Genomic DNA, 25,059 nt, shown 5'->3' on the forward strand with positions numbered 1-25,059 from the left:
ATCGGTCGCTCCGAGCGGGTCAAAACCGGAAGTTCATCCCCATGCGAACGATGTCGTAAGAGTTGCTGAACTTGACGTTGACGAAGCCATTGCCGGTCGCCGGGCTCTGCACCGTCAGCTTCACGTTCTGGTCGCCGAGGTCGATGTGCAGGTATTCGGACCTGATAGTGACGTTCGGCAGCACTGCATATTCAAGACCGCCACCGGCTGTCCAGCCGACTGAGACCTGTGACGAGGAGCCCGCGAGGCAGGTCGTGAAGCCAGGACAGATGATCCTTGTGACGAATCCGCCGTCGACGCTCCAGCCCAGCGGACCAATGATCGAGATGGCAGCCTGTGACTTCGTTCCACCATAGGCGAGGCCGCCTGTGCCGAAAGCGAGGAGGCGATCGCTCAACAAGTAGCCGATCCGGCCCCGCAGGGTGCCGTACCAGTCGAGTTGATGGGAAGAGGCGGCCGAGAGGGTGACGCCGCCCTCATCGGGCGCCTTAAACAACGTATCGCCCTTGATGTTGGCGTATTGCAGGTCGGCTTCGAAACCCGCGATCCATTTGCGCTCGATCTGCCAATTGTAGCCAATCTGTCCGCCACCGGTGAAGCCGGATGCGCGAGGAGATTGCCGGTAGGTCGGATTGGTCGCCTCTGGGTCCGCTTGCAGCGAACCTATCGCCAGATTATCGGTGAACACAGTGCCCGCACCACGGCCGACACCCGTCACCGGATCGGCAAGGTGATCGCCGGTGAAAGCGGCGCTCTCGTCCTGCCAACCGTAGCCGGCATTCACGCCACCGTACCATCCGGTCCAGCCATAGACGGCGGTCACCCTCCCCGGCAGGTCGTCAGCCAATGCTGGCGGCGACAGCATCATGCTTGAAACGACAACGCCAGCAGCGATCAATCTTCTCATGTTCAATGCACCCAATAAGTCCGTCGTTCGGAATGACTACCGAGTCGCGCTCAGGTCGTCTTGTCCGCGAAGGTGCTGGGGTTGATCGAAACGGTGCGGCAACGGGATCGCTGGCGAATGTGGTTTGGGCGCAACGGTCGGCAGCCGCAGACTTGACCTGTCCGGCGCTGAACTTGACCTGAGATGCACGGCTGTCCGCTCTTGCATCACTTCGGTGGAAAGGTGGGTGAGTGCATTTCGCGCGGCGACCATGTTACGAATAGAACCGGCGCGCGAGGATATTGGACGGATATGCCGAAGATTGAGTTTTCATCGGACCAGCTTCCTTCCCACCTGAATGACAGGGCCCGATTCCGCCTGTGGCACGACATTTGGATGGATCAGCTCGGCAACGCGGACATGAAGCACGCCGAGGATAAGCCATTCTACACTGCGTCGAAGAATGTTCTGCTCGGCGAGCTGAGCGTCAGCCGGTTTGCCACGACGACGGGGCACTACGTGCGCACGCGCAAGCACGTGACCAATGATCGCGACGATATTCTTGTCGGCTTTTATCGCAGCCCTCAGCCGCAATTATGGACGGTGGGAAACCAGGGGGTTGAGCTGAAACAGGGAAGTGTGGTCGCCTTCAACATCGCCCAACCGGTCTCGAGCTTTACGAACGGCCTCACGGCCTGGAATCTGACGTCCATACCTCGTGCGCAAATTCTGAAGCTCGTTCCGCATGCCGACAACCGCTCGGCAATGCTGCTCGACCCGACCAACCCCGCGGTACGACATCTCGATCGCACCATCGATTTTCTCCTTGATGCCGACGAGGTCTGCGAAGACCAGGAGTTGACACGTCACGCGCAGGCCATGCTCGGGGATTTGATCGTGCTGGCGCTCGGCGCGCGCGGTGAGGTCGCGGAGGTTGCGGCGGAACGCGGCTTGCGCGCCGCGCGGCAGCGCGAGCTGATCGCGATCATCGAAAAGCGCTTCGCCGAGCCGTCTCTGTCGGTCACGACCATCGCGGATGCTCTTGATCTGTCGCGTCGCTATGTCAGCGATTTGCTGCTCGAAAGCGGCGCGACATTCTCGGAGCGCGTACTTGAACTGCGCCTGCAGAAGGCACGGGCGATGCTGTCGGACGTTCGCTACGACGACACGAAGGTGAGTGACATCGCCTTCGCCTGCGGTTTCAATGAAGTGACTTACTTCAATCGCCGCTTCCGCGCTCACTTCGGCTGCTCACCGACGCAATACCGCATGGGAACGAACCACAGCGATACATGACTCGGTTTGCAGTCGGGCGCCACCGCGCCGGTTTCGCCAAGTTGGTAAGCAACGCCATCATTGCGACCAGCAGCTGCAGAAGCGAGATGTCGGCGAAGCCCGAAACGACGGTCAATTTTTCTGATCGCGACTGACGCGTGCCGCAGCTTGATCGGCGATGGCAGCGAGCGCGGCTTCCTCGAGGGGAAAATCCGCCGCAAGCCAAGCGTCCTCGGCGAGCGCCAACACATGTCCGAGCGCGGGTCCTTCGGCGAGACCGCGTGCAATGAAGTCGGCGGCCTTCAGCGGAAATTTCGGCGCGGTCCAGCGCTGCGGCAGCTCGGCGAGCGCACGCCAGCGCGGCGAGCCGACGTCGCCGCCGTTTCTCGCCCAGCCCAGCAACACGCGATCGTGATAGCGCTCGGCACCGAGCCGGTAGAGCAGCCGCCGCGCATTGGCTTCGTCCTTGGTGGCGAAGCGCCACCAGCGATGCCCCATCGAATCCAGCGCCTTGGCCTCGGCATTGGAAAGCCGCAAGCGCGCGGCGACGCGCTTGGCGTCTTCGGTGACGGCGACCGACAGTGCCGCCAGGCGTCGCGTGCTGCTCGCGGGCAGGCCGAGCTCGCGCTCGATCGCGATCATCGCCGCCAAGGGGCCCGCATAGACCACGCCGCCGATCAGGACTTGAAGCAATCCACCCTCGGCCATGGCCAGCACGGCCGCGGCCGCGCCGCGGGCCACCAGCAGCTTCAGCATCTCCATGCGCACCCGCTCGGCCGAGAGGCTAGCCAGGCCCGCACGTCCCCGGATGCAGGCGAGATAGCCGTCGCGGTCGGGCTCGCCGGCACCGAAGGCGGCGTGAATGCGGAAGAAGCGCAGGATACGCAAATAATCCTCGGCGATGCGCTGGTCGGGATCGCCGATGAAGCGCACGCGGCCGGCTCTCGCATCCGCGATGCCGCCGACATAGTCGTGGACGACACCGCTCGCATCGACCGACAAGCCGTTCATGGTGAAGTCGCGCCGCTCGGCATCCTTCACCCAGTCGCGGCCGAATGCGACCCTGGCCTTGCGGCCGAAGGTCTCGGTGTCCTCGCGCAGCGTCGTGACTTCGTAGGGGTGCCCGTCGATGACCAGCGTGACGGTACCGTGGTCGATGCCGGTTGGTACGCCCTTGATGCCGGCGGCCTTGGCGCGCCGCATCACCTCCTCCGGCAGCGCCGTGGTCGCGATGTCGATGTCGCCGGGCTTGAGACCGAGCAGCGCATTGCGGACGGCGCCGCCGACCACCCGCGCCTCCTCGCCATCAGTGCTGAGCAGTTCCAGGACACGCGCGGTCCCACCTGCGGTCAGCCAGGGCGCATGGGCAAGCAACGGCTCCGCACTCATCGATCAGCCCCTATTTTTCCACGCCCGGCACCAGCTTGCCGTTCTCGACATGGGCGGGAACGTAGGTCGAATCCGGCGGCGCGCCGGAGAAATGCGCGAGGCCGATCAGGCCCGCGATGACCAGCACGATCGCCGCCAGCGCAAGGCGCGCGACGACCGCCACCGGCCAGGAGGATCGCGCGAACAGTCCGGACCGCGTGGCGGCCAGGAACAGCGCATAAACGGCAAAGGGGATGAGGAAGATTCCGATCTCGGTCAGAACCGTCCGGATCATGATGAATAGATCCGCTCATACAGCACACGCAGCATCCCGGCCGTCGCCCCCCAGATGTAGCGCTCCGCGAACGGCATCGCGTAGTAGGACCGCGCCATGCCGCGGAATTCCTTGCTGTGCACCTGGTGGTTCACCGGGTTCATCAGGAAGGATAGCGGCACCTCGAACGCGTCATCAACCTCGGAATGGTTGATGGTGAGCGAAAAGCCCGGCCTGACCCTCGCCACCGTCGGCAAGATGCGGAAGCCGAAGGCGGTGCCGTAGAGATCGAGATAGCCGATCGGCTCGACGAAGTCTCTGGACAGCCCGACCTCCTCCTCGGCCTCGCGCAGCGCCGCATCGAGCGGCGAGAAATCGGTCGCATCGATCTTGCCGCCGGGAAACGCGATCTGGCCGGCATGGTCGTTGAGATGCGCAGAGCGCTGCGTCAGCAGGATGGTCGGCTCGGGATGGTCGACCACCGCGATCAGGACCGCCGCGGGGCGCACCGGCTGTTCGCGCGCGATGATCTCGAGCATCTTGTCGGTGCCGGGATCGCCCGAGGCCGGGATGATGTTGGGATCGTAGAGGCCGGGCGGGACGTCGAAGCCGAGCTTCGCCCTGGAGCGGGCGAAGAAATCCGCAGCTCCCATCGCGACGGGCTCGTTCGTCAGGATAGGCTTGTTCAAATTCAAAGCGCGGCCCTCACCTGCTCCGCATCGGCCATGGCGAAGAATTGGCCGGCCGACTCGACACCGAACATCGGCTGACCATCGACCATCCGCTCCTCACCCATGTCAACCAGATCGTAGTAGAGCGCCCTCGTGACCTTGGCCCAGAGATCGGCGCGGACGTGCAAGTAAGGCGTCAGCCCGCCATCCTGCGCCTGCTCGAAACGCAGCCGGTGCGCGGCATCGCAGGTGATCCAATCGTCGACATTGGTGCGGAAGCGCAGCACGCGATGATTGCACTCACCGTTCTTCTGCATCTCGACCGCCATGAACGGCGCATCATCGACGCGGATGCCGACCTTCTCCACCGGCGTGACCAGGAAGTGCTTGTCGCCCTCGCGCTTGAGGATGGTCGAAAACAGGCGGACCAGGGCAGGACGCCCGATTGGCGTCCCCAGATAGAACCAAGTACCATCGGACGCGATTCGGATGTCGAGATCGCCGCAAAACGGTGGATTCCACAGATGCACCGGAGGCAGGCCCTTTTTGGCGCCTTCGGCATTGGCAGCGCTTTTGGCGGCGGCAGTCAGTCCCTCAAGACCGCGATCCGCACTCTGCCCTTGGTTCGCCATGGTTTGCCCTGACTCTGTGATTGGCACGATTGGTGCAGGTCTACGTTGTACTCGGGTGCGTGGTTCCATCCGGAATAGTCCGGTGTGGAGGTCGCCACTTCGTGATGCCGTACATAACCCGAAGCCGATAAGGTGGGGATAGGTTAATTCAACGAATACATGGCCTTCCTGCAAGTCTAGCATAGGGCCCATGACTCGACGTGATGACGTGACGTGCTGACGTGACGATGCAAGCAAGCCGCGTGGCAGGCTGAAGGAGCGAGCGAATGGCGGAGAGTGTCGAGAAACTCGAGGACGGGATCGTCCGTTCGGCCGAGCAGGTGTCGAGCCAGATTCGCGCCGCCAAGGATGCGATCGCGTCGGTCATCTTCGGCCAGGATCGCGTGATCGAGAACACGCTGGTCACCATCCTCTCCGGCGGCCATGCGCTCCTGATCGGCGTGCCGGGCCTCGCCAAGACCAAGCTGGTCGAAACGCTCGGCGTCACGCTCGGTCTCGATGCCAAGCGCATCCAGTTCACGCCCGATCTGATGCCCTCGGACATCCTCGGCGCCGAGGTGCTGGATGAGAGCACCGCGGGCAGGCGCGCCTTCCGCTTTATCGCGGGTCCGGTGTTCGCGCAGCTCCTGATGGCGGACGAGATCAACCGCGCCAGCCCGCGCACGCAGTCGGCGCTGCTGCAGGCGATGCAGGAGCAACACATCACGGTTGCCGGCGCGCGCCACGATCTGCCGAAGCCATTCCACGTGCTCGCGACGCAGAACCCGCTGGAGCAGGAAGGCACCTATCCGCTGCCCGAAGCCCAGCTCGACCGCTTCCTGATGGAGATCGACGTCGACTACCCCGATCGTGACGCCGAGCGCCGCATCCTGTTCGAGACCACCGGCGCCGAGGAGACGCTGGCCAGGGGCTCGATGACCGCGGATGCGCTGATCACCGCGCAGCGGCTGATCCGGCGCCTGCCGGTTGGCGATTCCGTCGTGGAGGCGATCCTGTCGCTGGTGCGCTCGGCCCGCCCGGGTCCGGACGCCGGCGAAGCCGGCAAGTTCATTGCCTGGGGTCCCGGCCCGCGCGCGAGCCAATCGCTGATGCTGGCGGTGCGCGCGCGTGCGCTGATCGACGGGCGCCTGGCGCCCTCGATCGACGACGTGCTGGACCTCGCCGAGCCGGTGCTGAAGCACCGCATGGCGCTGACGTTCCAGGCGCGCGCCGAAGGCCGCACGATTCCGGACGTGATCCGGCAGTTGAAGACACGGATCGGTTGATGGCAGCAGAGAACGGGCACGCAGCGAAGGAGACACTGGCGATCCGACGTGCCGATGGCGAAAGCCGCACGCTCGCCGCTTCGCTGCCGCGCCTGGTGCTCGAGGCCCGCCGCATTGCCGCCAACGTCATCCACGGCCTGCATGGAAGGCGCCGCGCCGGCTCCGGCGAAAATTTCTGGCAATCCCGCCGCTTCGTCTCGGGCGAACCGTCGCAGAATGTCGACTGGCGCCGCTCGGCGCGTGACGACCATCTCTATGTCCGCGAGCTCGAATGGGAAGCCGCGCACACGGTCTGGATCTGGCCGGACCGCTCGCCCTCGATGGCATTCGCCTCGAAGACCGCGCGCGAGTCCAAGCTCGAGCGGACGCTGATCGTCGCCTTCGCGCTCGCCGAGCTGCTCGTCTCCGGCGGCGAGCGCGTCGGCATTCCCGGGCTGATGGCGCCGACCGCAAGCCGCAGCGTGATCGACAAGATGGCGCAGGCGATGCTGCATGACGATGCCGACCGGCCGAGCCTGCCGCCGTCCTTCGTGCCCGCGGCACTGGCCGAGATCATCGTGCTGTCGGATTTCTGGTCGCCGATCTCCGAGATCAGGATGACGCTCGCGGGGCTCTCCGGCTCCGGCGCGCACGGCACGATGGTGCAGGTCGTCGATCCCGCCGAGGAGTCGTTTCCCTATTCCGGCCGCGTCGAATTCGTCGAGCCGGAAGGCTTTGGCGTGATCACCGCCGGCCGCGCCGAGAGCTGGGCGCAGGACTATACCGCGCGGCTCGCGCTGCATCGCGACCAGATCCGCGCCGAGACCAACAAGCTGGACTGGCTGTTCACGACGCACGCGACCGACCGCTCCGCCGCGGAGCTGCTGCTGTTCCTGCATGCCGGCATGCAGGTGAGCAAGTCGGGCGCCCGCACCACGACGATCAAGGCGGGGCCGGCCGCATGATGGGATTGCCTCTCGCCTTCACGCAACCGCTGCTCCTGATCGGCCTCGTCAGCCTGCCGGTGCTGTGGTGGCTGCTCCGCGTGATGCCGCCGCGGCCGCGCCGCATCGAGTTTCCGCCGACCCGCCTGCTGTTCGACATCGCGCCCAGGGAAGAGACGCCGTCGCGGACGCCGTGGTGGCTGACCGCGTTGCGGCTGCTGGCTGCGGCGCTCGTCATTTTCGCCGCCGCCGGCCCGATCTGGAATCCGCAAACAGGCCTCGCCGGCAGCAAGGCGCCGCTGATGATCATGTTCGACGACGGCTGGAGCGCCGCATCGCACTGGGACGTCAGGATCAGGACCGCGGACGAGCTGATCGCGAACGCCGACAATGACCGCCGTGCCATCGCGCTGGTGCCGCTGTCGGAGCCGAACCGCGACATCACCCTGATGCCGGCGGGCGCGGCGCGCGTCGCGCTGCGGCAACTCACGCCGAAGCCCTATTCGATCGATCGCGTCGAGACGCTGGCTGCGGTCGACCGTTTCCTCAAAGTCACCGGCGACTGCGAGATCGCCTGGCTCTCCGACGGCGTCGACACCGGCCGCGGCGAGGATTTCGTGCAGGGCCTCGGCAAGACCATCGGCGATCGCAGCCTGACCGTGTTCGAAGGCGGCACTTCCTCGCCGCTGGCGCTGGTCGCGGCCGAGAACGCTGCGGCGAAGATGACGGTGAAGGTGCTGCGCACCGACAGCGGCATCGCGGTCGGCACCGTACGCGCGCTCGACCAGAAGGCTTCGCCGATCGGCGAAGCCCGCTATTCGTTCGGCCCGCAGGACAAGGAAACCGAAGCCGCGTTCGACCTGCCGGTCGAACTGCGCAACGACATCACCCGGCTCGAAATATCCGGCGAGCGCTCTGCCGGCGCGGTGCAGCTGCTCGACAAGCGCTGGCGCCGCCGCGCGATCGGCATCGTCTCGGGCTCGACCAGCGAGACCGCACAGCCGCTGCTGGCGCCGACCTTCTATCTCACCCGCGCACTGGCGCCGTTCGCCGACGTCCGGCTCGCCGACAAGGGCTCGCCACAGCAGGGCATCACACAATTTCTGGACCAGAAGCTGCCGATGATCATCCTCGCCGATATCGGCACCATCGCCCCTGAGCTCCGCGAGCGCCTCAATGCCTGGATCGACCAGGGCGGCGTGCTGGTGCGGTTCGCAGGGCCAAGGCTGGCGCAGGCCGAGGACGATCTCGTCCCGGTCAAGCTGCGCAAGGGCGGCCGCACGCTCGGCGGCAGCCTGACCTGGGAGAAGCCGCAGCATCTGGCTTCCTTCGCGGCCGACGGCCCGTTTGCGGGCGTCGCGGTGCCCAAGGACGTCACCGTGAGCCGCCAGGTGCTGGCCGAGCCCGACGCCGTGCTCGCCACCAAGAGCTGGGCCTCGCTGGAAGACGGCACGCCGCTCGTGACCGGCGAGCATCGCGGCAAGGGCCTCGTCAGCCTGTTCCACGTCAGCGCCGACATGCGCTGGTCGGACCTGCCGATGTCGGGCACCTTCGTCGAAATGCTGCGGCGGGTGGTCGACATGTCCGGCTACACGTCCAAGCCGGGCGCGGGTGTTGCCAGCGAAGCGACTGCCGAGACGGTCGCGCCGCTGCACATCCTCGACGGCTTCGGCGCCTTCGGCCCGCCGCCTGCAACCGCAAAACCGCTGCCTGCGGATTACCGCGACCGCGCCACCCCCGATCATCCGCCCGGCTTCTATGGTCCGGCCGAAGGACCGCTCGCCGTGAACACGCTTGCTAGCGCCGACCGCATCGCTGCCCTGAACACCGCGGGCCTGCGTGCCCGGCACGCCACCTACACCAATGCCGAGCCGCGCGACCTGCGCGGCTGGCTGCTGTCCACCGCGCTTGCGCTGTTCCTGATCGACGCCATCATCGTCGCGGTGCTCGGCGGCGGCCTTGCCGCGCTGCTGCGCCGCCGCGCCGCGCCCGCAATGATCGTGCTCGCCTTGCTCGCAGGATTCGCGTCGCTCTCGCCCGCGCCGTCGCGCGCCGATAGCGCATCCGACGAGTTCGCGATGAAGGCGGTGTCGCAGACCCGGCTCGCCTATGTCGTGACCGGCAATGCCGACGTCGACTCCATCGTCAAGGCGGGGATGAACGGGCTGACGCTGTTCCTGGCCCAGCGCACTGCGCTCGAGGCCGGCGATCCCGTCGGCGTCGATCCGGCGCGCGACGAGCTCGCCTTCTTCCCGTTGATCTACTGGCCGATCGTGCCGGGCACGCCGAAGCCGCCGCAGGATGCCATCAACAAGATCGACGCCTACATGAAGCAGGGCGGCACCGTGCTGTTCGACACCCGCGACGCGATCGAGGCACCGCCCGGCGCGAAGGGCGCGTCGCAGACGCCGGGCATGCAGACGTTGCGCGACATCCTGTCGTCGCTCGACGTGCCCGAACTCGAGCCGGTGCCGCGCGAGCACGTGCTGACCAAGACCTTCTATCTGCTGCGCGACTTCCCCGGCCGCTTCACGGCCGGCCAGACCTGGGTCGAGACCCTGCCGCGCGACGACGACGAGGACAGCGCGCAGCGGCCGGCACGCGGCGGCGACGGCGTCTCGCCGATCATCATCACCTCGAACGATCTTGCCGGCGCCTGGGCCGTGCGGCCCGACGGACAGGCCATGCTGCCGGTGACCGGCGGCGACCCCCGCCAGCGCGAATTCGCCTACCGCGCCGGCGCCAACATCGTGATGTACACGCTGACCGGCAACTACAAGGCGGACCAGGTGCACGCACCGGCGCTGATCGAACGGCTGGGGCAATGATGCGGGTTTCAAAGCTGAATGCCCGCCAAACCGAAGCCGTCATGCCCGGGCTTGTCCCGGGCATCCACGTTCTTCTTGTCCTGCGGCAAGGCGTGGATGGCCGGGACAGGCCCGGCCATGACGATGCCGAGAGAGTAACGCTATGAACTACGGCATCGCATTCACGCCGCTTGTCCCCGCGATCGTGCTGTGGCTCGCGCTCGCCGCGATCGTCATCGTCGCGCTCGTGCTGCTGGTTGCTCGCGCACGCGGCGCCGCGGTGCGCGTGGCCGCGCTGGCGCTGTTCCTGCTGGCGCTCGCCAATCCCTCCTTCACCCGCGAGGATCGCGATCCCCTCACCTCGGTCGCCGCAGTCGTCGTCGACAAGAGTCCGAGCCAGAATTTCGGCAACCGCAACCGTGAGGCCGCAGCTGCGCAGGAAGCGCTGGTCGACAGCCTGAAGAAGATCAAGGGACTGGAGGTCCGCGTCGTCGAGGCCGGACAGGCCGATGGCGAGACCGACGGCACCAAGCTGTTCGGCGCCCTCGCCTCGGCATTGTCGGATGTCCCGGTCGACCGCGTCGCCGGCGCGTTCCTGATCACCGACGGCCGCGTCCACGACATCCCGGCGAACGCCGCCGCGCTCGGTTTCCAGGCGCCGGTGCACGCGCTGATCACCGGGCAGAAGGACGAGCGCGACCGTCGCATCGCGGTCACGGCGGCGCCGCGCTTCGGCATCGTCGGCCAGACCCAGACCATCAGCTACCGCCTCGACGACCAGGGCGTCTCGGGTGAGCGCGCAAAGGTTACGATCCGCAGGGACGGCGAGGTCATCAACGAGCGCACGCTGGGAAGCGGCCAGAGCGCGAGCGTCGACGTCGACATCAAGCACGCCGGCCCGAACATCGTGGAGATCGAGGCCTCGCCGCTCGAACGAGAATTGACGCCGGTGAATAACCGCGCGGTCGTCGCCATCGACGGCGTGCGCGACAAGCTGCGCGTGCTCCTGGTCTCGGGCGAGCCGCATTCCGGCGAGCGCACCTGGCGCAATCTGCTCAAATCCGACGCCAGCGTCGACCTCGTGCATTTCACCATCCTGCGTCCGCCGGAAAAACAGGACGGCACGCCGATCAACGAATTGTCGCTGATCGCGTTTCCGACGCGCGAGCTGTTCCAGCAGAAGATCAACGAATTCCAGCTGATCATCTTCGACCGCTACGCCCGTCAGGGCGTGCTGCCGATCGCCTATTTCGACAACATCACGCGCTATGTCCGCTCGGGCGGCGCGGTGCTGGTCTCGGCCGGGCCCGACTACGCCTCCAACACCAGCATCTGGCGCACGCCGCTGGATTCGGTGCTGCCGGCCGAGCCGGTCGGCGTGACCGAAAAGCCGTTCTATGCGCATCTGTCGGACATCGGCAAACGCCATCCCGTCACACGCGGGCTGGAAGGCTCGGCGAGCGAACCGCCGCACTGGAGCCGGTTCTTCCGCACCGTCGACACCCGCAATGCCGTGAACCCGCCTGTCATGACCGGCGCCGACGGCAAGCCGCTGTTGTTCCTGTCGCGCTTCGGCGAGGGCCGCGTCGCGCTGCTGCTATCCGACCACATCTGGCTGTGGGCGCGCGGCTATGAAGGCGGCGGGCCGCATCTCGACCTGCTCAGGCGGATGTCGCACTGGCTGATGAAGCAGCCGGACCTCGACGAGGAAGCGCTGCGGCTCCAGGTGCAGGGCAAGGACCTCGTCGTGGTGCGCCAGACCATGGCGGACAGCGTCCAGCCGGTGCGCGTCATCTCGCCATCTGGCGTGTCGCACGATTTGACGCTGAGCGCCGGCGAGCCCGGCGAATGGCGCGCCAGCCTGCCGGCGAGCGAGCTCGGCCTGTGGCAGGCCACCGACGGCACGCTGAAGGCGCTGATCAATGTCGGCCCGACCAATCCGAAGGAGTTCTCGGAAGTCACCTCCATCGTCGACACCCTGAAGCCGCTGACGCAGGCGACCGGTGGCGACGCCGTGCGCGTGGCCAGTGGCAACAGCGTCGAGCTGCCGCGCATCCTGCCGGTGCGCTCCACCAGCGTCTTCCACGGCGACGGCTGGATGGGCGTGCGCATGCGCGATGCCAGCGTGGTGAAGGGCGTCGGCGTGCTGCCGATCTTCGCCGGCCTGATCGGCCTGTTGCTGCTGCTCGGCGCGTTCGCGGCGACCTGGATGCGCGAGGGGCGGTGATCTCCCGAGGCGTGATGGCCTTGAGTTAAGTCGACGGCCTCCAGGGCTCGTTCGAACCTCTCCCGCTTGCTTGCGGGAGAGGGAGCGCACCTGCTTCGTGCTACATCAGGCCTGGTCTCATCGTGCTGGAGTTGCCCGAACGACACATCGGCTGAGCGGCCTGCGCGGGCCCATCCGTCCGCCGTTGACATCAGCTGATCGATCGGGCGATGTTACACTATAACATCGCGGCGTCCTGGGATTGACGCCCCGATGTGAGGGTGGCTTTCCAGATGAAGTGGTTCCGGTCGAATATCAGGCACGGCGCCCGGCTCGCGTTGTTCGCGATGCTGGTGCAGTTCGGGCTGACGTTCGGCCATAGCCATTGGTTCGCCCAAGCCGCTCCACTTGCCCAAGCCACGCTCCAGCAGACCGATGGCGCCAAAGAGGGCGCCAAGGATCAGGCCACGGTCGACCGCGCAGCGGTTCACAAGCAATCGCCGGCGAGTCCCGACCGCGAGCATCCGGGCGAGGACAATTGCGCGATCTGCGCCGTCGTCGCGATGGCGGGCACGATCCTGTTCGCCACGCCGCCCCTGCTGCAACTGCCGCAGGCGATCGATCTGCTCTACCGCACCACCGATGCCGAGTTTCTCCATCTGAAATCGGCCGGCACGGCGTTCCAGCCGCGCGCCCCTCCCGCGTCCTGACTTCCAACGCTTGATCACGCCCAGCCTCGCCGGACGCCGGCGAATGCCTGGGAGAAGTTGAAGTCGAATTCCGTCGCGCCGCGACGGCAGGCCGCCTCCGATCAGCAGACCATCATCTGGACGGCGCCTGACTGGAATCAGGACCATGTCATTTCAATCGCGACGCGCGCAGCGTCTTGGCGGAGCCAGCCTGCTCCTGCTAGGTGCCGCCGCCACGCCCGCTTTCGCTCAAGAGCCGGCGCAAGACAAATCGTCGACCGAGATCCCCGCCGTCACCGTGACGGCGCCGAGCCCCATCGTGCGCAGAGCGGTGGTGCCGTCGCGCAACGCGGGCCGCGGCACGCGGACCGCACGGGTGCGCAGCCGCCAACAGACGGCAGAAGCGGCGCCGGCAGCCCCAGTGCCTGCCGCACCTCAGCAGGGCGTGCTGCCAATCGTGACCAACCAGTTCGCCACCGTCACCGTGGTGCCGAACGAGGAGATCCGCCGCGAGGGCGGCGGCCAGCTCGGCGACCTCCTGTTCTCCAAGCCCGGCATCACCGGGTCGAGCTTCGCGCCGGGCGCATCCAGCCGGCCGATCATCAGGGGTCTCGACGTCAATCGTGTCGGCATCCTCGAGAACGGCACCAATGGCGGCGGCGCCTCCGACCTCGGCGAGGATCATTTCGTCCCGATCGATACGCTCGCGACCAACCAGGTCGAAGTGATCCGCGGACCCGCCGCGCTTCGCTACGGCTCGACCTCGATCGGCGGCGTCGTCGCCGCCACCAACAACCGGATTCCGGATGCGTTGCCTGCTTGCGCGCCGTCGTTCCAGAGCTACGGGCTGCCGACGAAGGCGCCGCTCGCGACTGCCGCGACTTCGCCCTGCGTCACCGCCGAGACGCGTACCGCGTTCGACTCGGTCAACCGCGGCGTCGAAGGCGGCATTCTGCTCGACGGCGGCGGCAACAACTTCGCCGTCCACGCCGATGCGTACGGCCGCAACACCTCCGACTACTACATCCCGGGTTACCCCTACCGCTTCGACGACACGCGGCCGGTCGGCAACCATCAGCCGAATTCGGCAACGCGATCGGACGGCGCCTCGATCGGCGGCTCGTACTTCTTCACGGGCGGCTTCATCGGCGCGGCGATCACGCAGAACGATTCGCTCTACCACATCCCCGGCATCGACGGGGCCGATCACCAGACCCGTATCGATGCGCACCAGACCAAGATCACCATGAAGGGCGAGTACCGGCCCGACGCGGCGGCGATCGATGCGATCCGCTTCTGGGCAGGTGCCACCAACTACCGCCACAACGAGATTGGCCTCGCCGACCCTGCAGATCTGACGACCCTGGGCGTCCGGCAGACCTTCACGAACAGGGAAGAGGAGATCCGGGTCGAAACGCAACTGATGCCGTTCAATGCGCGATTTGCCGAGATCACGACCGCGTTCGGTTTTCAGGCCGCACATCAGGAGCTGACCGCGCCGAGCCCTGACGATCCCGGCGCGCTCTTCAACGGCCTGTGGAATCCGAACCGCAACATGCGTGAAGCGGGTTACGTCTTCAACGAGCTGAAATTCACCGACACGACCAAGGCCCAGATTGCCGGCCGGATCGAGCATGTCGACCTGAGCGGATCGACGCCCGATTTTCCCGCCGATTTCCTGCCGAACGGCGATCCTCAGACCAGCATCGCTCGCAATCTGCATTTCACGCCGAAGAGCGGCAGCGTCGGCCTGATCCAGAACCTGCCGTACGACCTCGTCGGCAGCATCACCGCACAATATGTCGAGCGCGCACCGAAACCAGCCGAGTTGTTCTCCCGCGGCCCGCACGATGCGACCGCCACCTTCGATATCGGCAACCCTAACCTGACGCTCGAGACCGCCAAGACGGTCGAGGTCGGCCTGCGCCGCGCAACAGGGCCGCTCCGGTTCGAGGCCACCGCCTACTACACCCGCTTCGACAATTTCATCTTTCGGCGGCTGACCGGCGTAATGTGCGATGAAGATTTTGCGTCCTGCGGCGCGCCTGATGCAGAGCTCAACCAGGCCGTCTACTCGCAGAGGAATGCGATCTTCCGTGGCGGTGAATTCCAGAGCCAGATCGACGTCGGCCCGCTTTATGGCGGCATCTGGGGTTTTGAGGATCAGTTCGACATCGTCCGCGCCACCTTCACCGATGGCACCAACGTTCCCCGGATTCCGCCGGCGCGCATCGGTGCCGGCCTGTTCTGGCGCGACTCCAACTGGCTGGCACGCATCAATCTTCTGCACGCCTTCCCGCAAAGCAACGTTGCGGAGATCGCCGAGACGCCCACGCCCGGCTACAACCTCCTGAAGGCAGAGGTCAGCTACAAGACCAAGCTCGGCGCAAACTGGCTCGGCGCGCGGGAGATGTATGCAGGCCTGGTCGGCAACAATCTTCTCAACGAGAAGATCCGCAACTCAGTATCCTACACCAAGGACGAGGTGTTGATGCCCGGCATCGGCGTGCGGGCGTTCGCGAACTTCAAGTTCTGATCTTGAGCCAGTCGGGCCCACGGGCCCCGACACACCTCGCGCCTCGGATTGCGCTTTCAGCGAAATCCGGGCTGCACGGCTGTCTCCACAGCAACGACGGAGTATGAAGCACGGCCACGGCGCTTCCAATTCACAGCGCCGTAGCCCCTACCCTACCCCCGCGCCTTGCTCCAGTCCGGACCGACCGGCCCCGCCACCCCCTCGAACGCGCCGTCGACGAGTTCGAACACCAGGATGCGGGCGGCATCGACAGGGCCCGGCATGGTGACGCGGCCCTTGGGGACCGGCTTGAAGCCGACGCGGCTGTAATATGGTTCGTCGCCGACCAGCAGCACGAGGCGGTGACCTTTCGCCTTCGCGTCCTTCAGCGCGCGCTCCATCAACAGACGGCCGACGCCGCGACCGCGGAACGGCGGCTCGACGGTGAGCGGCCCGAGCAGCAGCGCGGGCGTCTCACCGATCAGGATCGGCAACTGCCTGACCGAGCCGACCAGCAGCGTGCCGATGCGGGCGGTGAAGGACAGTTCGAGCACATGGTCGACGTGCTCGCGAATCCGGTAGGCGCTCAGCACGAAGCGGCCGGGACCAAAGGTACGTTCGTGCAGCCGCTCGATCGCCTGAGCGTCGCCGGCGGCCTCCGGAAGGATGGTCAGTGAGAGGTCGGTCATGTCAATTCGCGGAGTAGCACTTGCGCATGCGAAGGTCCATGGGCGGTGGCCGTGGACGGGCTTCGTCTCTCCCCAGCCGGAAGAGTGAACTGCATTGCCTCCGTGATCGAGATATTCCCTGCGTCGAGAAAGCCTCCACACCCGGCGCTTCGCGCCGACCTCCCCGCAAGCGGGAGAGGTCGAGCGAGCCCGCGGTCCGATCGATTCAACCAAGATCCATCTCGCTTCAGCACAGGCCGCCCTCAGCGCCACGTCGCAATCAAGGGCCGGTCATCGAGCACCTCCGCGATCCGCAGCCGCGTGCCGGGCGTGGTGCCCTCGGGCAGCGCGGTGGCGTCGAAGAACCCGCATTCGACGATCTCGTGATTGGGCGCGGGCAGGCGGACCTGGCTGAACTGCCTGACCACATAGACCGCGACATGGTCGCGGCGGGAGACGTGGCTGTTGAGGAAGATGCCGTGCAGGACCGCCTCGCCGGTAAGATCGATATCGCCCTCCTCCTTGAGCTCACGCCGCAGCGCCTCTTCCATGGTCTCGCCGAAATCGACGCCGCCGCCCGGCAAGTACCAGCCGCTGACGTAGCTGTGCTTGACCAGGAACACCCTCCCGTCCGTATCCAGCACCACGGCGCGGACGCCGAGCGTCATGCCGCGGACAACGAGAAAATAGGCGTGCAAGAATCGCCGCAGCAGCGGCTCCGCTTTCCGTCGGACACGATTCAGTCGTTCTCCCATCAGGCTTCCTCGACGCCCCGTTTCAGGCCCTGCTTGCGCGCTGTCTGCGACCTTGCCATTACAGGGGAGCAATAGCGAGGCAATCGCGCGCCATGGTCCCCTTCAAGCTCGCCCATCTGTCCGATCCGCATCTGCCGCCTCTGCCGAAGCCGCGGCTGATCGAGCTCGCGGGCAAGCGAGCGCTAGGCTACGTCAACTGGACGCGCAACCGCCACAAGTACCAGCGCCGCGAGATTCTCGACGCACTCGTCGCCGATATGAGGGCGCAGGCGCCCGACCACATCGCGGTGACGGGCGATCTCGTCAACCTGGCTCTGGAGGCGGAATTCGCGCCGGCCCTGCACTGGCTCGAGAGCGTCGGCCCGCCCGAACGCGTGACCGCGATTCCCGGCAACCACGACGCCTATGTCCGTGCCACCTCTCATCGTTTCGGCGAGACGTTTGCGCCCTATCTCGCCGGCGACGACGGCCGCATCGGCTTTCCGTCGGTGCGCCGGCGCGGGCCGCTCGCGCTGATCAGCCTGTCCACGGCGGTACCGACCCTGCCGCTGATGGCCACGGGCTCGCTCGGACCCGATCAGCTCGCGGCGCTCGAAGGGGTCCTCGAACGGCTCGCGGCCGAGGACGTCTTCCGCGTGCTGCTAGTGCATCATCCGCTGAAATCCGACGCCCGCCACAAGCGGATGACCGATGCGCCCGCTCTGCTGGCGCTGCTCAAGCGCCACGGCGTCGAGCTGATCCTGCACGGGCACGACCATATTCATTCGACGGTGTGGTTCGAGGGCCCCAACGGCAACATTCCCGCGCTCGGCGTGCCCTCGGCCTCAGCGCTCGCGCACGGACGCTACCCGGCGGCGGCGTATAATCTGCTCACCATCGAGAAGGACAATGCCGGCTGGCGCTGCGAGCAGACGGTGCGGAGCCTGGGAGCTGGATTTCAAATCGGGCAGATCAAGCATGCGAGGCTGATTTGAGAGCGGCGTCATTCCGGAGCGCGCGAAGCGCGAGCCCGGAATCCATCGGGCGGCAATGTGCGGCGATGAATGGATTCCGGGTTCATGCTTCGCATGCCCCGGAACGACGAAGCAACTGATCACCAGCTCCGCAAGACCGCCAGCACGGCGACGCCGAACAAGGCGGCCGCACCGAGGATGAAGCCGAACACGAACGGCCAGACGCGCGAGCGGCGCGGCGGCTCGGTTGTGGCTGGCTGCGGCTCGGGCGGGACCACCATCGCGCGCTCGCGCTCGACCATGCGGCGCGCGACATAGTCGGTGACGGCCTCGACGATCACAGCCGTGTCGTGCGATTCGGCGAGCACGATGCGGCCGAAGCGGGTGTCCTGGACGAAGCGGTACATCCGCTTGTCGCGCCCCATCACGATGTGAGCGACGACGTCGATCCAGAGTCTCGGCGTATCGCCCTGGCTGATGCCGCGGTCGAACAGGTCGATCTGATCGGGCACCTGCGCGAACAGGGGATCGAGCGCGTCGTTGAGGATCTCGAGCCGCGCGACCTCGGCGTCCCTGAGATCGACGACGACGCCGGTCCGGTCGGCGGCCTCGATCCGCGCGCGCAGCAGTGCATCGCGCAGCCGCACCGGGCGCGGCTGGCCGGGATGGGTCCCGCTGGTCTCGGGCTCTGACATTGTCGGCCTCGTCCTCGACTTTCCGTCATTAACCTATCAGCAACCACATCCTCCGCAAAGCCCCACAATTCCAGATACTTACAGCGCCCCACAGCCTTTCCACCTGTGCCAAAAACAGACGATCCCACCCAGGCTAGGGCCTGGATGGGACCATCCGTCCTTGGACGTCTTCTTAGGTGAGCTCGGCTGCCGCCCGATCAGGCTGCCGGGGCGCGCTGCGGCTCTTCCACGATCGAGAAGCGGACGCCGGCCTTGTGGCGGCTCTCTTCCGACACCTCGCGCCAGCAGTCCTCGGCTTCCTTGCGGGACTTGAACGGACCTTTGACCTGGGCCGAGCCTTCCACGAGCTTGTGGAAGTTCATCGAACCGAACTCGCCGCCGATCACCCAGAAATTGCTGCCTTTGGTCATTGTCAGTCTCCTTTCGAGAGTAGCGTGGTTCGTTAGCCGAACTGGTTCATCGTGTTGTGGGCGCCGCCAGCCTTCAGGGCCGCCTCGCCGGCGAAGTACTCCTTGTGGTCGTCACCGATGTCGGAGCCGGCCATGTTCTGGTGCTTCACGCAGGCGATGCCCTGACGAATCTCGGCGCGCTGGACATTCTTCACGTAGCCGAGCATGCCCTGCTCGCCGAAATACTCCCGCGCCAGATTGTCGGTCGAGAGCGCCGCCGTGTGGTAGGTCGGCAACGTGATCAGGTGGTGGAAGATGCCGGCGCGCTTGGCCGAATCCGCCTGGAAAGTGCGGATGCGTTCGTCGGCCTCCTTCGCCAGCGGCGTGTCGTCGTATTCCGCCTTCATCAGCTCGGCACGGTTGTACTTGCTGACGTCCTGGCCGGCCTCCTTCATCGCGTCGTAGACCTGCCAACGGAAGTTGAGGGTCCAGTTGAACGACGGCGAGTTGTTGTAGGCGAGCTTCGCGTTCGGCACGACCTCGCGGATGCGGTCGACCATGCTGGCGATCTGCTCGATATGCGGCTTCTCGGTCTCGATCCAGAGCAGATCGGCGCCGTTCTGGAGCGAGGTGATGCAATCGAGCACGCAGCGGTCTGCACCGGTGCCGGGGCGGAACTGGTAGAGGTTGGAGGGCAGCCGCTTCGGACGCATCATCTTGCCGTTGCGGTTGATGATGACGTCGCCGTTGCGAGCGTTCTCCGCCGTCACTTCCTCGCAATCGAGGAAGCTGTTGTACTGGTCGCCGATGTCGCCGGGCTTGTGGCTGACGGCGATCTGCTGCGTCAGACCGGCCCCGAGCGAGTCGGTGCGGGTCACGACGATGCCGTCTTCGACGCCGAGCTCGAGGAAGGCGTGGCGGCAGGCGCGGATCTTGGCGAGGAAGACGTCGTGCGGCACGGTGACCTTGCCGTCCTGGTGACCGCACTGCTTCTCGTCCGAGACCTGGTTCTCGATCTGCAGCGCGCAGGCGCCCGCCTCGATCATCTTCTTGGCGAGCAGATAGGTCGCCTCCGCGTTGCCGAAACCGGCGTCGATGTCGGCGATGACGGGCACGACATGGGTCTGGAAGTTGTCGATCTTCTCGATCAGCTCCTTCTCGCGGGTCTTGTCGCCTTCCTTGCGGGCCTTGTCGAGCAGGCGGAAGATGTCGTTGAGCTCACGGGAGTCCGCCTGACGCAGGAAGGTGTAGAGCTCCTCGATCAGCGCCGGCACCGAGGTCTTCTCGTGCATCGACTGGTCGGGCAGCGGACCGAACTCGGAGCGCAGCGCCGCGATCATCCAGCCCGAGAGGTACAGATAGGTGCGATCGGTCTTGCCGCCGAAGTGCTTCTTGACCGAGATCAGCTTCTGCTGGGCGATGAAGCCGTGCCAGCAGCCGAGCGACTGGGTGTACTTGGTCGGGTCCTTGTCATAGGCCGCCATGTCGGCCCGCATCAGGGCCGCCGTGTAGCGGGCAACGTCGAGGCCGGTCTTGAAGCGGTTCTGCAGGCGCATGCGGGCGACGGCCTCGGCCGACACGCCGTTCCAGGTCGGCTGGGTCTCGAGGAGCGCCTGGGCCGCCTTGACCTCGTCCTGATACGAGGACGGGCCCTGGAGGGTGCTGATGCCGCGGGGCTGGTAATTCATGTGCCTGATCCTTTCGCTGACGATGGCGATGGCTGGCCATCGACATTCTTGACACTGCATTGCGAGATGCGTGTCAGGAGCTAAACGCCAAAACAGAAACTTCGTATAGGTGGCTTGTATTTTATTGGTGATGTCATGTAACATCAGAACATGTAATAGATGTTATTTTGTAAAGTTTGTAAAATATAGGTCAGCAAGACTGTCCTTGATGCAGGTGGAGATCTCAAGCCATGGCCGCCGAGTCCGGCAAGAAACTGTTCGTCGGCCCGCGCTTCCGCCGGATCCGGCAGCAATTGGGGCTGTCTCAGACCCAGATCGCCGAGGGGCTCGGGATCTCGCCGAGCTATGTCAACCTGATCGAGCGCAACCAGCGCCCGGTGACGGCGCAGATCCTGCTGCGCCTGGCCGAGACCTATGACCTCGACCTGCGCGACCTCGCCACCGCCGACGAGGACCGCTTCTTCGCCGAGCTCAACGAGATCTTCTCCGATCCCCTGTTCCGTCAGATCGACGTTCCCAAGCAGGAGCTGCGCGACCTCGCCGAGCTCTGCCCCGGCGTCACCCACGCGCTGCAGCGGCTCTACGCCGCCTATACCGAGGCGCGCCAGGGTGAGACGCTGGCTGCCGCGCAAATGGCCGACCGCGACGTCGGCACGCGATATGAGGCCAATCCGGTCGAGCGTGTGCGCGAGCTGATCGAGGCCAACCGCAATTATTTTCCGGAACTGGAGCAAGCCGCGGAAAATCTGCGCGACGAGCTGAACGTGCCGGCTGAGGGGCTTTACGCGGCGCTCGCGGCGCGCTTGCGCGAAAAGCATTCGATCCAGACCCGCATCATGCCTGTCGATGTGATGCGCGAGACGCTGCGGCGCTTCGACCGCCATCGCCGCCAGCTCTTGATCTCCGAGCTGGTCGACCCGCCCGGCCGCGCCTTCCAGCTTGCCTTCCAGCTCGGCCTCGGCGAATGCGCGCAAGCCCTGGAGACCATCATCGGCCGCGCCGGCCCGCTCGACGACGCGCCGCGCCGGCTGTTCCGCATCACCCTCGGCAATTACTTCGCAGCCGCTGTCATGATGCCCTATCCTGCGTTCCTGGCGGCAGCGGAAGCGCTCAATTACGACATCCACGTGCTGGCGCAGCGCTTCAATTCCGGCTTCGAGCAGGTCTGCCATCGCCTCACCACCCTGCAGCGGCCGAACGCGCGCGGCATTCCGTTCTTCCTCCTGCGTGTCGACAACGCCGGCAACGTCTCCAAGCGCTTCTCCTCCGGCACCTTCCCGTTCTCGAAATTCGGCGGCACGTGCCCGTTGTGGAACGTGCACTCGACCTTCGACACGCCGGATCGTCTGTTGAAGCAGGTAATCGAGCTGCCTGACGGCACGCGCTACTTCTCGATCGCGCAGATGGTGCGCCGCCCGGTCGCGCCGCACCCGCTGCCGCAGCCGCGCTTCGCCATCGGCCTCGGCTGCGAGATCCGTCACGCCGCGCGCCTGACCTATGCCGCCGGCATGGACCTGGAGAAGACCGAGGGCACGCCGATCGGCGTCAACTGCCGCCTCTGCGAACGCGAGAACTGCGCCCAGCGCGCCGAGCCCCCGATCACGCGCACGCTGATCCTGGACGAGACGACGAGAAGGGTGAGTTCGTTCGCGTTCTCGAATGCACGGGAGTTGTGAGGGTATTCAGCTCTCGTGTCCCGGACGCGCTGCGGCGCTCTTGCGCTGCTGCGCAGAGCCGGGACCCAGCGAGCCACGCACGCCGCACCATGGGCCCCGGCTCTGCAGCGCACCGCCGAAGAGGCGCTGCGCTGCGTCCGGGGCACGAGACTGCCGCACTTCACGCCAGCGTGTGCACGATCACCGGCCCCGCGGCGGCACTCGCATGCCCTGCCAGCAGCGGGCCCAAATCCTTCTCGATCCAGGCGATGGCGCGCTTGTTCGCCTCCTCGGCCTGCTCGAACTTGTCGAAGATCGAGATCGCCGTGACCGTGTCGTCGCCGGCATAGACGACGTAGTAGGCGCGAAAACCGTCGACGTTGCTGATGATCGGAACGGCGCCGTCCTTGATACGGCGCGCCAGCTCCTCCGCGCTCCCGCTTTTCGCCTTGGCCTGACGGATGGCGGCATACATGGCATCCTCCCTTCCGGCTGTCTGCACTTTGGGCCTGTCACCCGGAGCGAATGATACGCCGAAGCGCACCGCCAATCCACGCTTGGTTAACCCGATCCTAATCCGCCTCCGCGATCTGCAACCAGGGATTAAGCACGCCTCAACATCGCTGCCCTAGTCTTGCCCCACTCACTTTTCGCAAACAACGGCGGCCTATTCTGCCGGGCGAGGTGACATCAGGGGGTTTATCATGCGCATTGCGTTGCTGCTGACCGCAACCATCGTCGGCGCGCTCTTCGCCAATCCATCTCATGCCGGGTCGCTCGACGCCGAGGCAGCGCAGTCGCTGCCGCCGGGCTTCCAGAGCTACCGCGGTTACATGTTCGACCTGTCGGAGAACTCCGACCGCAAGGACGTCGACAAGCTCACCGACAACGTAAAGCAACAGATCGACGCCGTCGAAGCGGCCGGCCTGTCGCCGCGTGTGCTGCGCTTCTTCCGCACCGTGCCAATCATCGCGAGCGAGCTCGCCTGCCTCGACGAAGGCGCCGCAACCGCCTGCTACGGCCGCGTCGCTCCCAACGTCGAGCGCCGCGTGCCGCGGACGCTGACGGTGTGGGACCACGACAAGCAGCGCTGGACCAATCCGAACGCCGTCGACCTCGCGGTCGACTCGGGGCTCGGCGTGATCATGCTGCGGCCGGACATGATGCGCTACGAAAAGGAGGCGGTGCTGCTGCACGAGCTGCTCCACGCCTATCACGCGCGGCTGCTGCCGGACGGCTACGCCAACAAGGGCGTGATCGCCTATTACGCGCTGGCCAAGTCCAAGGACATGCTGCCCAAGGAATCCTACGCGATGAAGAATCCCATGGAATTCTTTGCCGTGACCGCGAGCATCTTCCTGGCCGGAAAAAGCGAATTCCACGATCCGAAGTCGCGCGAGGCGCTCAAGGAGAAGATGCCGGACTATTACAAATACCTGGTCGGCGTGTTCGGCTTCGATCCCGAGCCGACGGCCTCGAACGGCCCGGTGGCCTCGCTGAAGTGAGGCAGACATAGCATCTTCTCAATCCAGCCAGCCGGAGAGCCGCGCAAATTGCGCGGCTTTTTTGTATCGCGAGCCGGAAGCTGCGGATGACGCGCCAGCGGGAATTGCCAAGGCGGGGCCCGATCTGCATAGTCCCGCCGCATCGATACCGTTTTTCGAAGAGGATGAGAGAACATGGCGGACGCCGACCTGGATGTCGTGATCCGGCAACTGGCCAGACAGCTGCATACGGGCCTGATGACCCGCGCCAAGGAGCGGCGGGATCGCTTCAACGGCCTTGCGGCCAAGGCCAAGGGCAAGGAGACCGGCGAGCGCTTCAAGATGATGGCCAAGGCCACCATGGAGCAGGCCACCGCCGCCGCCAAGCGCCTCCAGATGTCGGCCGACAACGTCGCCGACAGCTACGCGCGATCGATGCGTCTGGCCGCCAGCACGCCGGTTGCCGTGAAGATGGAAAAGAAGGCGAAGGAAAAGCCGGAGAAGAAGGCCAAGGCGAAGAAGGCGAATGCCAAGAAGGCAAAATAACCCACTTACCGCCGCGGCGCGGCGACCCGGGTCAGCTCGGCGCCGGCGAGCTCGGCGAGCCTGGCACGCGCTGCCTCTCGCGCGGCGCCGTTCTTGCCGGCGGGCATCGTCGGCCTGGCCGTGGGCGAGGAACGCGAGGCCACGATCGAGGCGGGCCTGCGCATCGGAGGGTTCGAGGCGGACCGCCGTATTGTAGCTCAGGATGGCGCGATCGAGATCGCCCATGGCGGCGAGCGCAAGACCGCGCTGGTGATAGGGTGCGGCAAGCTTGGGATCATGCGCGATCGCCTCGTCATAGTCCGCAATGGCACGCTCCAGATCGCCGTTCTTTCGGTGCGCCAGCGCCCGGTCGCGATAGAACGAGGCGCGGTTGGGATTGAGATGGATGGCCTCGTCGAAATCGGCGATCGCCCGTCTGAAGTCGCCGTGACGCAGCGCGATCCGTCCGCGCCCCTCATAGGCGAAGGCGATCAGCGAGCCGCGGAGCGGCGAGAAGCCGATCACGGCCGAGCAGATGTCGGGATCGTCCCCGTCGCCGCAATAGACGACCATGTGCGTGGACAGGCCGAAGAGCACGCAAAGAACGATCAGCAAGGGTACGGCAGCTCTGGTCATCTTCGACGGTGACCGGCAGCGGGCCGGCCACGCATCCCCTTTCGAAGGATTGCTCACGTCGAGGTGTTACCACCGGTCGGGACGACCCTGTGTGCGCCAG

The 25,059-nt window shown here is 65.9% G+C and carries 22 protein-coding genes and 1 pseudogene; 11 read left to right on the top strand and 12 right to left on the bottom strand.

The window, feature by feature from the left end; translation table 11 throughout:
- Positions 1-19: 19 nt before the first annotated feature.
- Entirely contained in the window at positions 20-898 is an 879-nt protein-coding gene (locus tag IC50_RS02165) for an outer membrane protein (RefSeq protein WP_162131511.1), read from the bottom strand.
- Between the two features lie 300 nt (positions 899-1,198).
- Between IC50_RS02165 and IC50_RS38295 the strand changes: the two genes are divergently transcribed.
- A complete protein-coding gene (locus tag IC50_RS38295) occupies positions 1,199-2,182 on the top strand; it encodes an AraC family transcriptional regulator (protein ID WP_162131512.1) in 984 nt (327 codons plus the stop codon).
- A gap of 111 nt (positions 2,183-2,293) precedes the next feature.
- Here IC50_RS38295 and IC50_RS02175 read toward each other — a convergent pair whose 3' ends face one another.
- From IC50_RS02175 to IC50_RS02190, 4 genes are read right to left on the bottom strand one after another with little or no spacing between them, the layout of a single operon-like run.
- Positions 2,294-3,550: a CCA tRNA nucleotidyltransferase gene (locus tag IC50_RS02175; RefSeq protein ID WP_035699904.1), complete on the bottom strand. Its 1,257-nt coding sequence runs from the start codon at positions 3,548-3,550 to the stop codon at positions 2,294-2,296.
- A 10-nt stretch (positions 3,551-3,560) separates the two neighbouring features.
- Positions 3,561-3,824, bottom strand: a complete 264-nt coding sequence (locus IC50_RS02180) for a DUF6111 family protein (RefSeq protein WP_035699907.1) — start codon at positions 3,822-3,824, stop codon at positions 3,561-3,563.
- Complete coding sequence (locus IC50_RS02185) at positions 3,821-4,492, bottom strand: CoA pyrophosphatase (RefSeq protein WP_035699908.1); 672 nt, start codon at positions 4,490-4,492, stop codon at positions 3,821-3,823. Before IC50_RS02185 ends, IC50_RS02180 begins: the two co-directional genes overlap by 4 nt.
- A 2-nt stretch (positions 4,493-4,494) precedes the next feature.
- Complete coding sequence (locus IC50_RS02190; RefSeq protein WP_035699910.1) at positions 4,495-5,106, bottom strand: DUF1285 domain-containing protein; 612 nt, start codon at positions 5,104-5,106, stop codon at positions 4,495-4,497.
- 266 nt (positions 5,107-5,372) lie between these two features.
- Between IC50_RS02190 and IC50_RS02195 the strand changes: the two genes are divergently transcribed.
- From IC50_RS02195 to IC50_RS02220, 6 genes are all read left to right on the top strand, one after another.
- On the top strand, positions 5,373-6,371 hold the full coding sequence (locus tag IC50_RS02195) for an AAA family ATPase (protein ID WP_035699913.1): 999 nt from the start codon (positions 5,373-5,375) through the stop codon (positions 6,369-6,371).
- Positions 6,371-7,315, top strand: coding sequence for a DUF58 domain-containing protein (locus IC50_RS02200; RefSeq protein ID WP_035699915.1), 945 nt, complete (start codon positions 6,371-6,373; stop codon positions 7,313-7,315). The genes IC50_RS02195 and IC50_RS02200 overlap by 1 nt, the downstream gene beginning before the upstream one ends.
- On the top strand, positions 7,312-10,122 hold the full coding sequence (locus IC50_RS02205; RefSeq protein WP_035699917.1) for a DUF4159 domain-containing protein: 2,811 nt from the start codon (positions 7,312-7,314) through the stop codon (positions 10,120-10,122). Before IC50_RS02200 ends, IC50_RS02205 begins: the two co-directional genes overlap by 4 nt.
- Before the next feature lie 142 nt (positions 10,123-10,264).
- Positions 10,265-12,328 (top strand): membrane protein, encoded by a 2,064-nt coding sequence (locus IC50_RS02210; RefSeq protein ID WP_035699918.1) that lies wholly within the window; start codon positions 10,265-10,267, stop codon positions 12,326-12,328.
- 272 nt (positions 12,329-12,600) lie between these two features.
- Complete coding sequence (locus IC50_RS02215) at positions 12,601-13,017, top strand: DUF2946 family protein (protein ID WP_035699920.1); 417 nt, start codon at positions 12,601-12,603, stop codon at positions 13,015-13,017.
- 145 nt (positions 13,018-13,162) lie between these two features.
- Positions 13,163-15,532 carry a TonB-dependent receptor gene (locus IC50_RS02220; protein WP_035699923.1) on the top strand — a complete coding sequence of 790 codons (2,370 nt, stop codon included), beginning with the start codon at positions 13,163-13,165 and terminating at the stop codon, positions 15,530-15,532.
- A gap of 152 nt (positions 15,533-15,684) precedes the next feature.
- Here IC50_RS02220 and IC50_RS02225 read toward each other — a convergent pair whose 3' ends face one another.
- Together IC50_RS02225 and IC50_RS02230 are read right to left on the bottom strand one after the other, a co-directional pair.
- Positions 15,685-16,200: a GNAT family N-acetyltransferase gene (locus IC50_RS02225; RefSeq protein WP_035699924.1), complete on the bottom strand. Its 516-nt coding sequence runs from the start codon at positions 16,198-16,200 to the stop codon at positions 15,685-15,687.
- A gap of 242 nt (positions 16,201-16,442) precedes the next feature.
- A complete protein-coding gene (locus tag IC50_RS02230) occupies positions 16,443-16,934 on the bottom strand; it encodes an NUDIX domain-containing protein (RefSeq protein WP_035699928.1) in 492 nt (163 codons plus the stop codon).
- Positions 16,935-17,026: 92 nt separating this feature from the next.
- On the opposite strand from IC50_RS02230, the gene IC50_RS02235 reads away from it, so the two are divergent.
- Positions 17,027-17,908, top strand: coding sequence for a metallophosphoesterase family protein (locus IC50_RS02235; RefSeq protein ID WP_035699930.1), 882 nt, complete (start codon positions 17,027-17,029; stop codon positions 17,906-17,908).
- Between the two features lie 119 nt (positions 17,909-18,027).
- Here the strand turns inward: IC50_RS02235 and IC50_RS02240 are convergent, their stop codons facing one another.
- From IC50_RS02240 to IC50_RS02250, 3 genes are all read right to left on the bottom strand, one after another.
- Complete coding sequence (locus IC50_RS02240) at positions 18,028-18,582, bottom strand: hypothetical protein (RefSeq protein ID WP_035699931.1); 555 nt, start codon at positions 18,580-18,582, stop codon at positions 18,028-18,030.
- Positions 18,583-18,779: 197 nt separating this feature from the next.
- Positions 18,780-18,992, bottom strand: a complete 213-nt coding sequence (locus tag IC50_RS02245) for a DUF4170 domain-containing protein (protein ID WP_027575539.1) — start codon at positions 18,990-18,992, stop codon at positions 18,780-18,782.
- 32 nt (positions 18,993-19,024) lie between these two features.
- Positions 19,025-20,659 carry an isocitrate lyase gene (locus IC50_RS02250; protein WP_035699934.1) on the bottom strand — a complete coding sequence of 545 codons (1,635 nt, stop codon included), beginning with the start codon at positions 20,657-20,659 and terminating at the stop codon, positions 19,025-19,027.
- A gap of 230 nt (positions 20,660-20,889) precedes the next feature.
- Here IC50_RS02250 and IC50_RS02255 point away from each other — a divergent pair, with 230 nt between their 5' ends.
- On the top strand, positions 20,890-22,335 hold the full coding sequence (locus tag IC50_RS02255) for a helix-turn-helix domain-containing protein (protein WP_035699936.1): 1,446 nt from the start codon (positions 20,890-20,892) through the stop codon (positions 22,333-22,335).
- Between the two features lie 160 nt (positions 22,336-22,495).
- Here IC50_RS02255 and IC50_RS41910 read toward each other — a convergent pair whose 3' ends face one another.
- A complete protein-coding gene (locus IC50_RS41910; RefSeq protein ID WP_035699938.1) occupies positions 22,496-22,789 on the bottom strand; it encodes an antibiotic biosynthesis monooxygenase in 294 nt (97 codons plus the stop codon).
- 229 nt (positions 22,790-23,018) lie between these two features.
- Between IC50_RS41910 and IC50_RS02265 the strand changes: the two genes are divergently transcribed.
- On the top strand, positions 23,019-23,819 hold the full coding sequence (locus tag IC50_RS02265) for a hypothetical protein (RefSeq protein ID WP_035699941.1): 801 nt from the start codon (positions 23,019-23,021) through the stop codon (positions 23,817-23,819).
- Positions 23,820-23,993: 174 nt separating this feature from the next.
- Positions 23,994-24,344: a hypothetical protein gene (locus IC50_RS02270; protein WP_035699942.1), complete on the top strand. Its 351-nt coding sequence runs from the start codon at positions 23,994-23,996 to the stop codon at positions 24,342-24,344.
- A gap of 5 nt (positions 24,345-24,349) precedes the next feature.
- Here the strand turns inward: IC50_RS02270 and IC50_RS02275 are convergent.
- Positions 24,350-24,959 (bottom strand): annotated as a pseudogene (locus tag IC50_RS02275) (tetratricopeptide repeat protein).
- Between the last annotated feature and the right edge of the window lie 100 nt (positions 24,960-25,059).

The sequence above is a fragment of the Bradyrhizobium genomosp. I (2014) genome, assembly GCF_000261685.1.
In the GTDB taxonomy this organism is placed as follows: Bacteria; Pseudomonadota; Alphaproteobacteria; order Rhizobiales; family Xanthobacteraceae; genus Bradyrhizobium.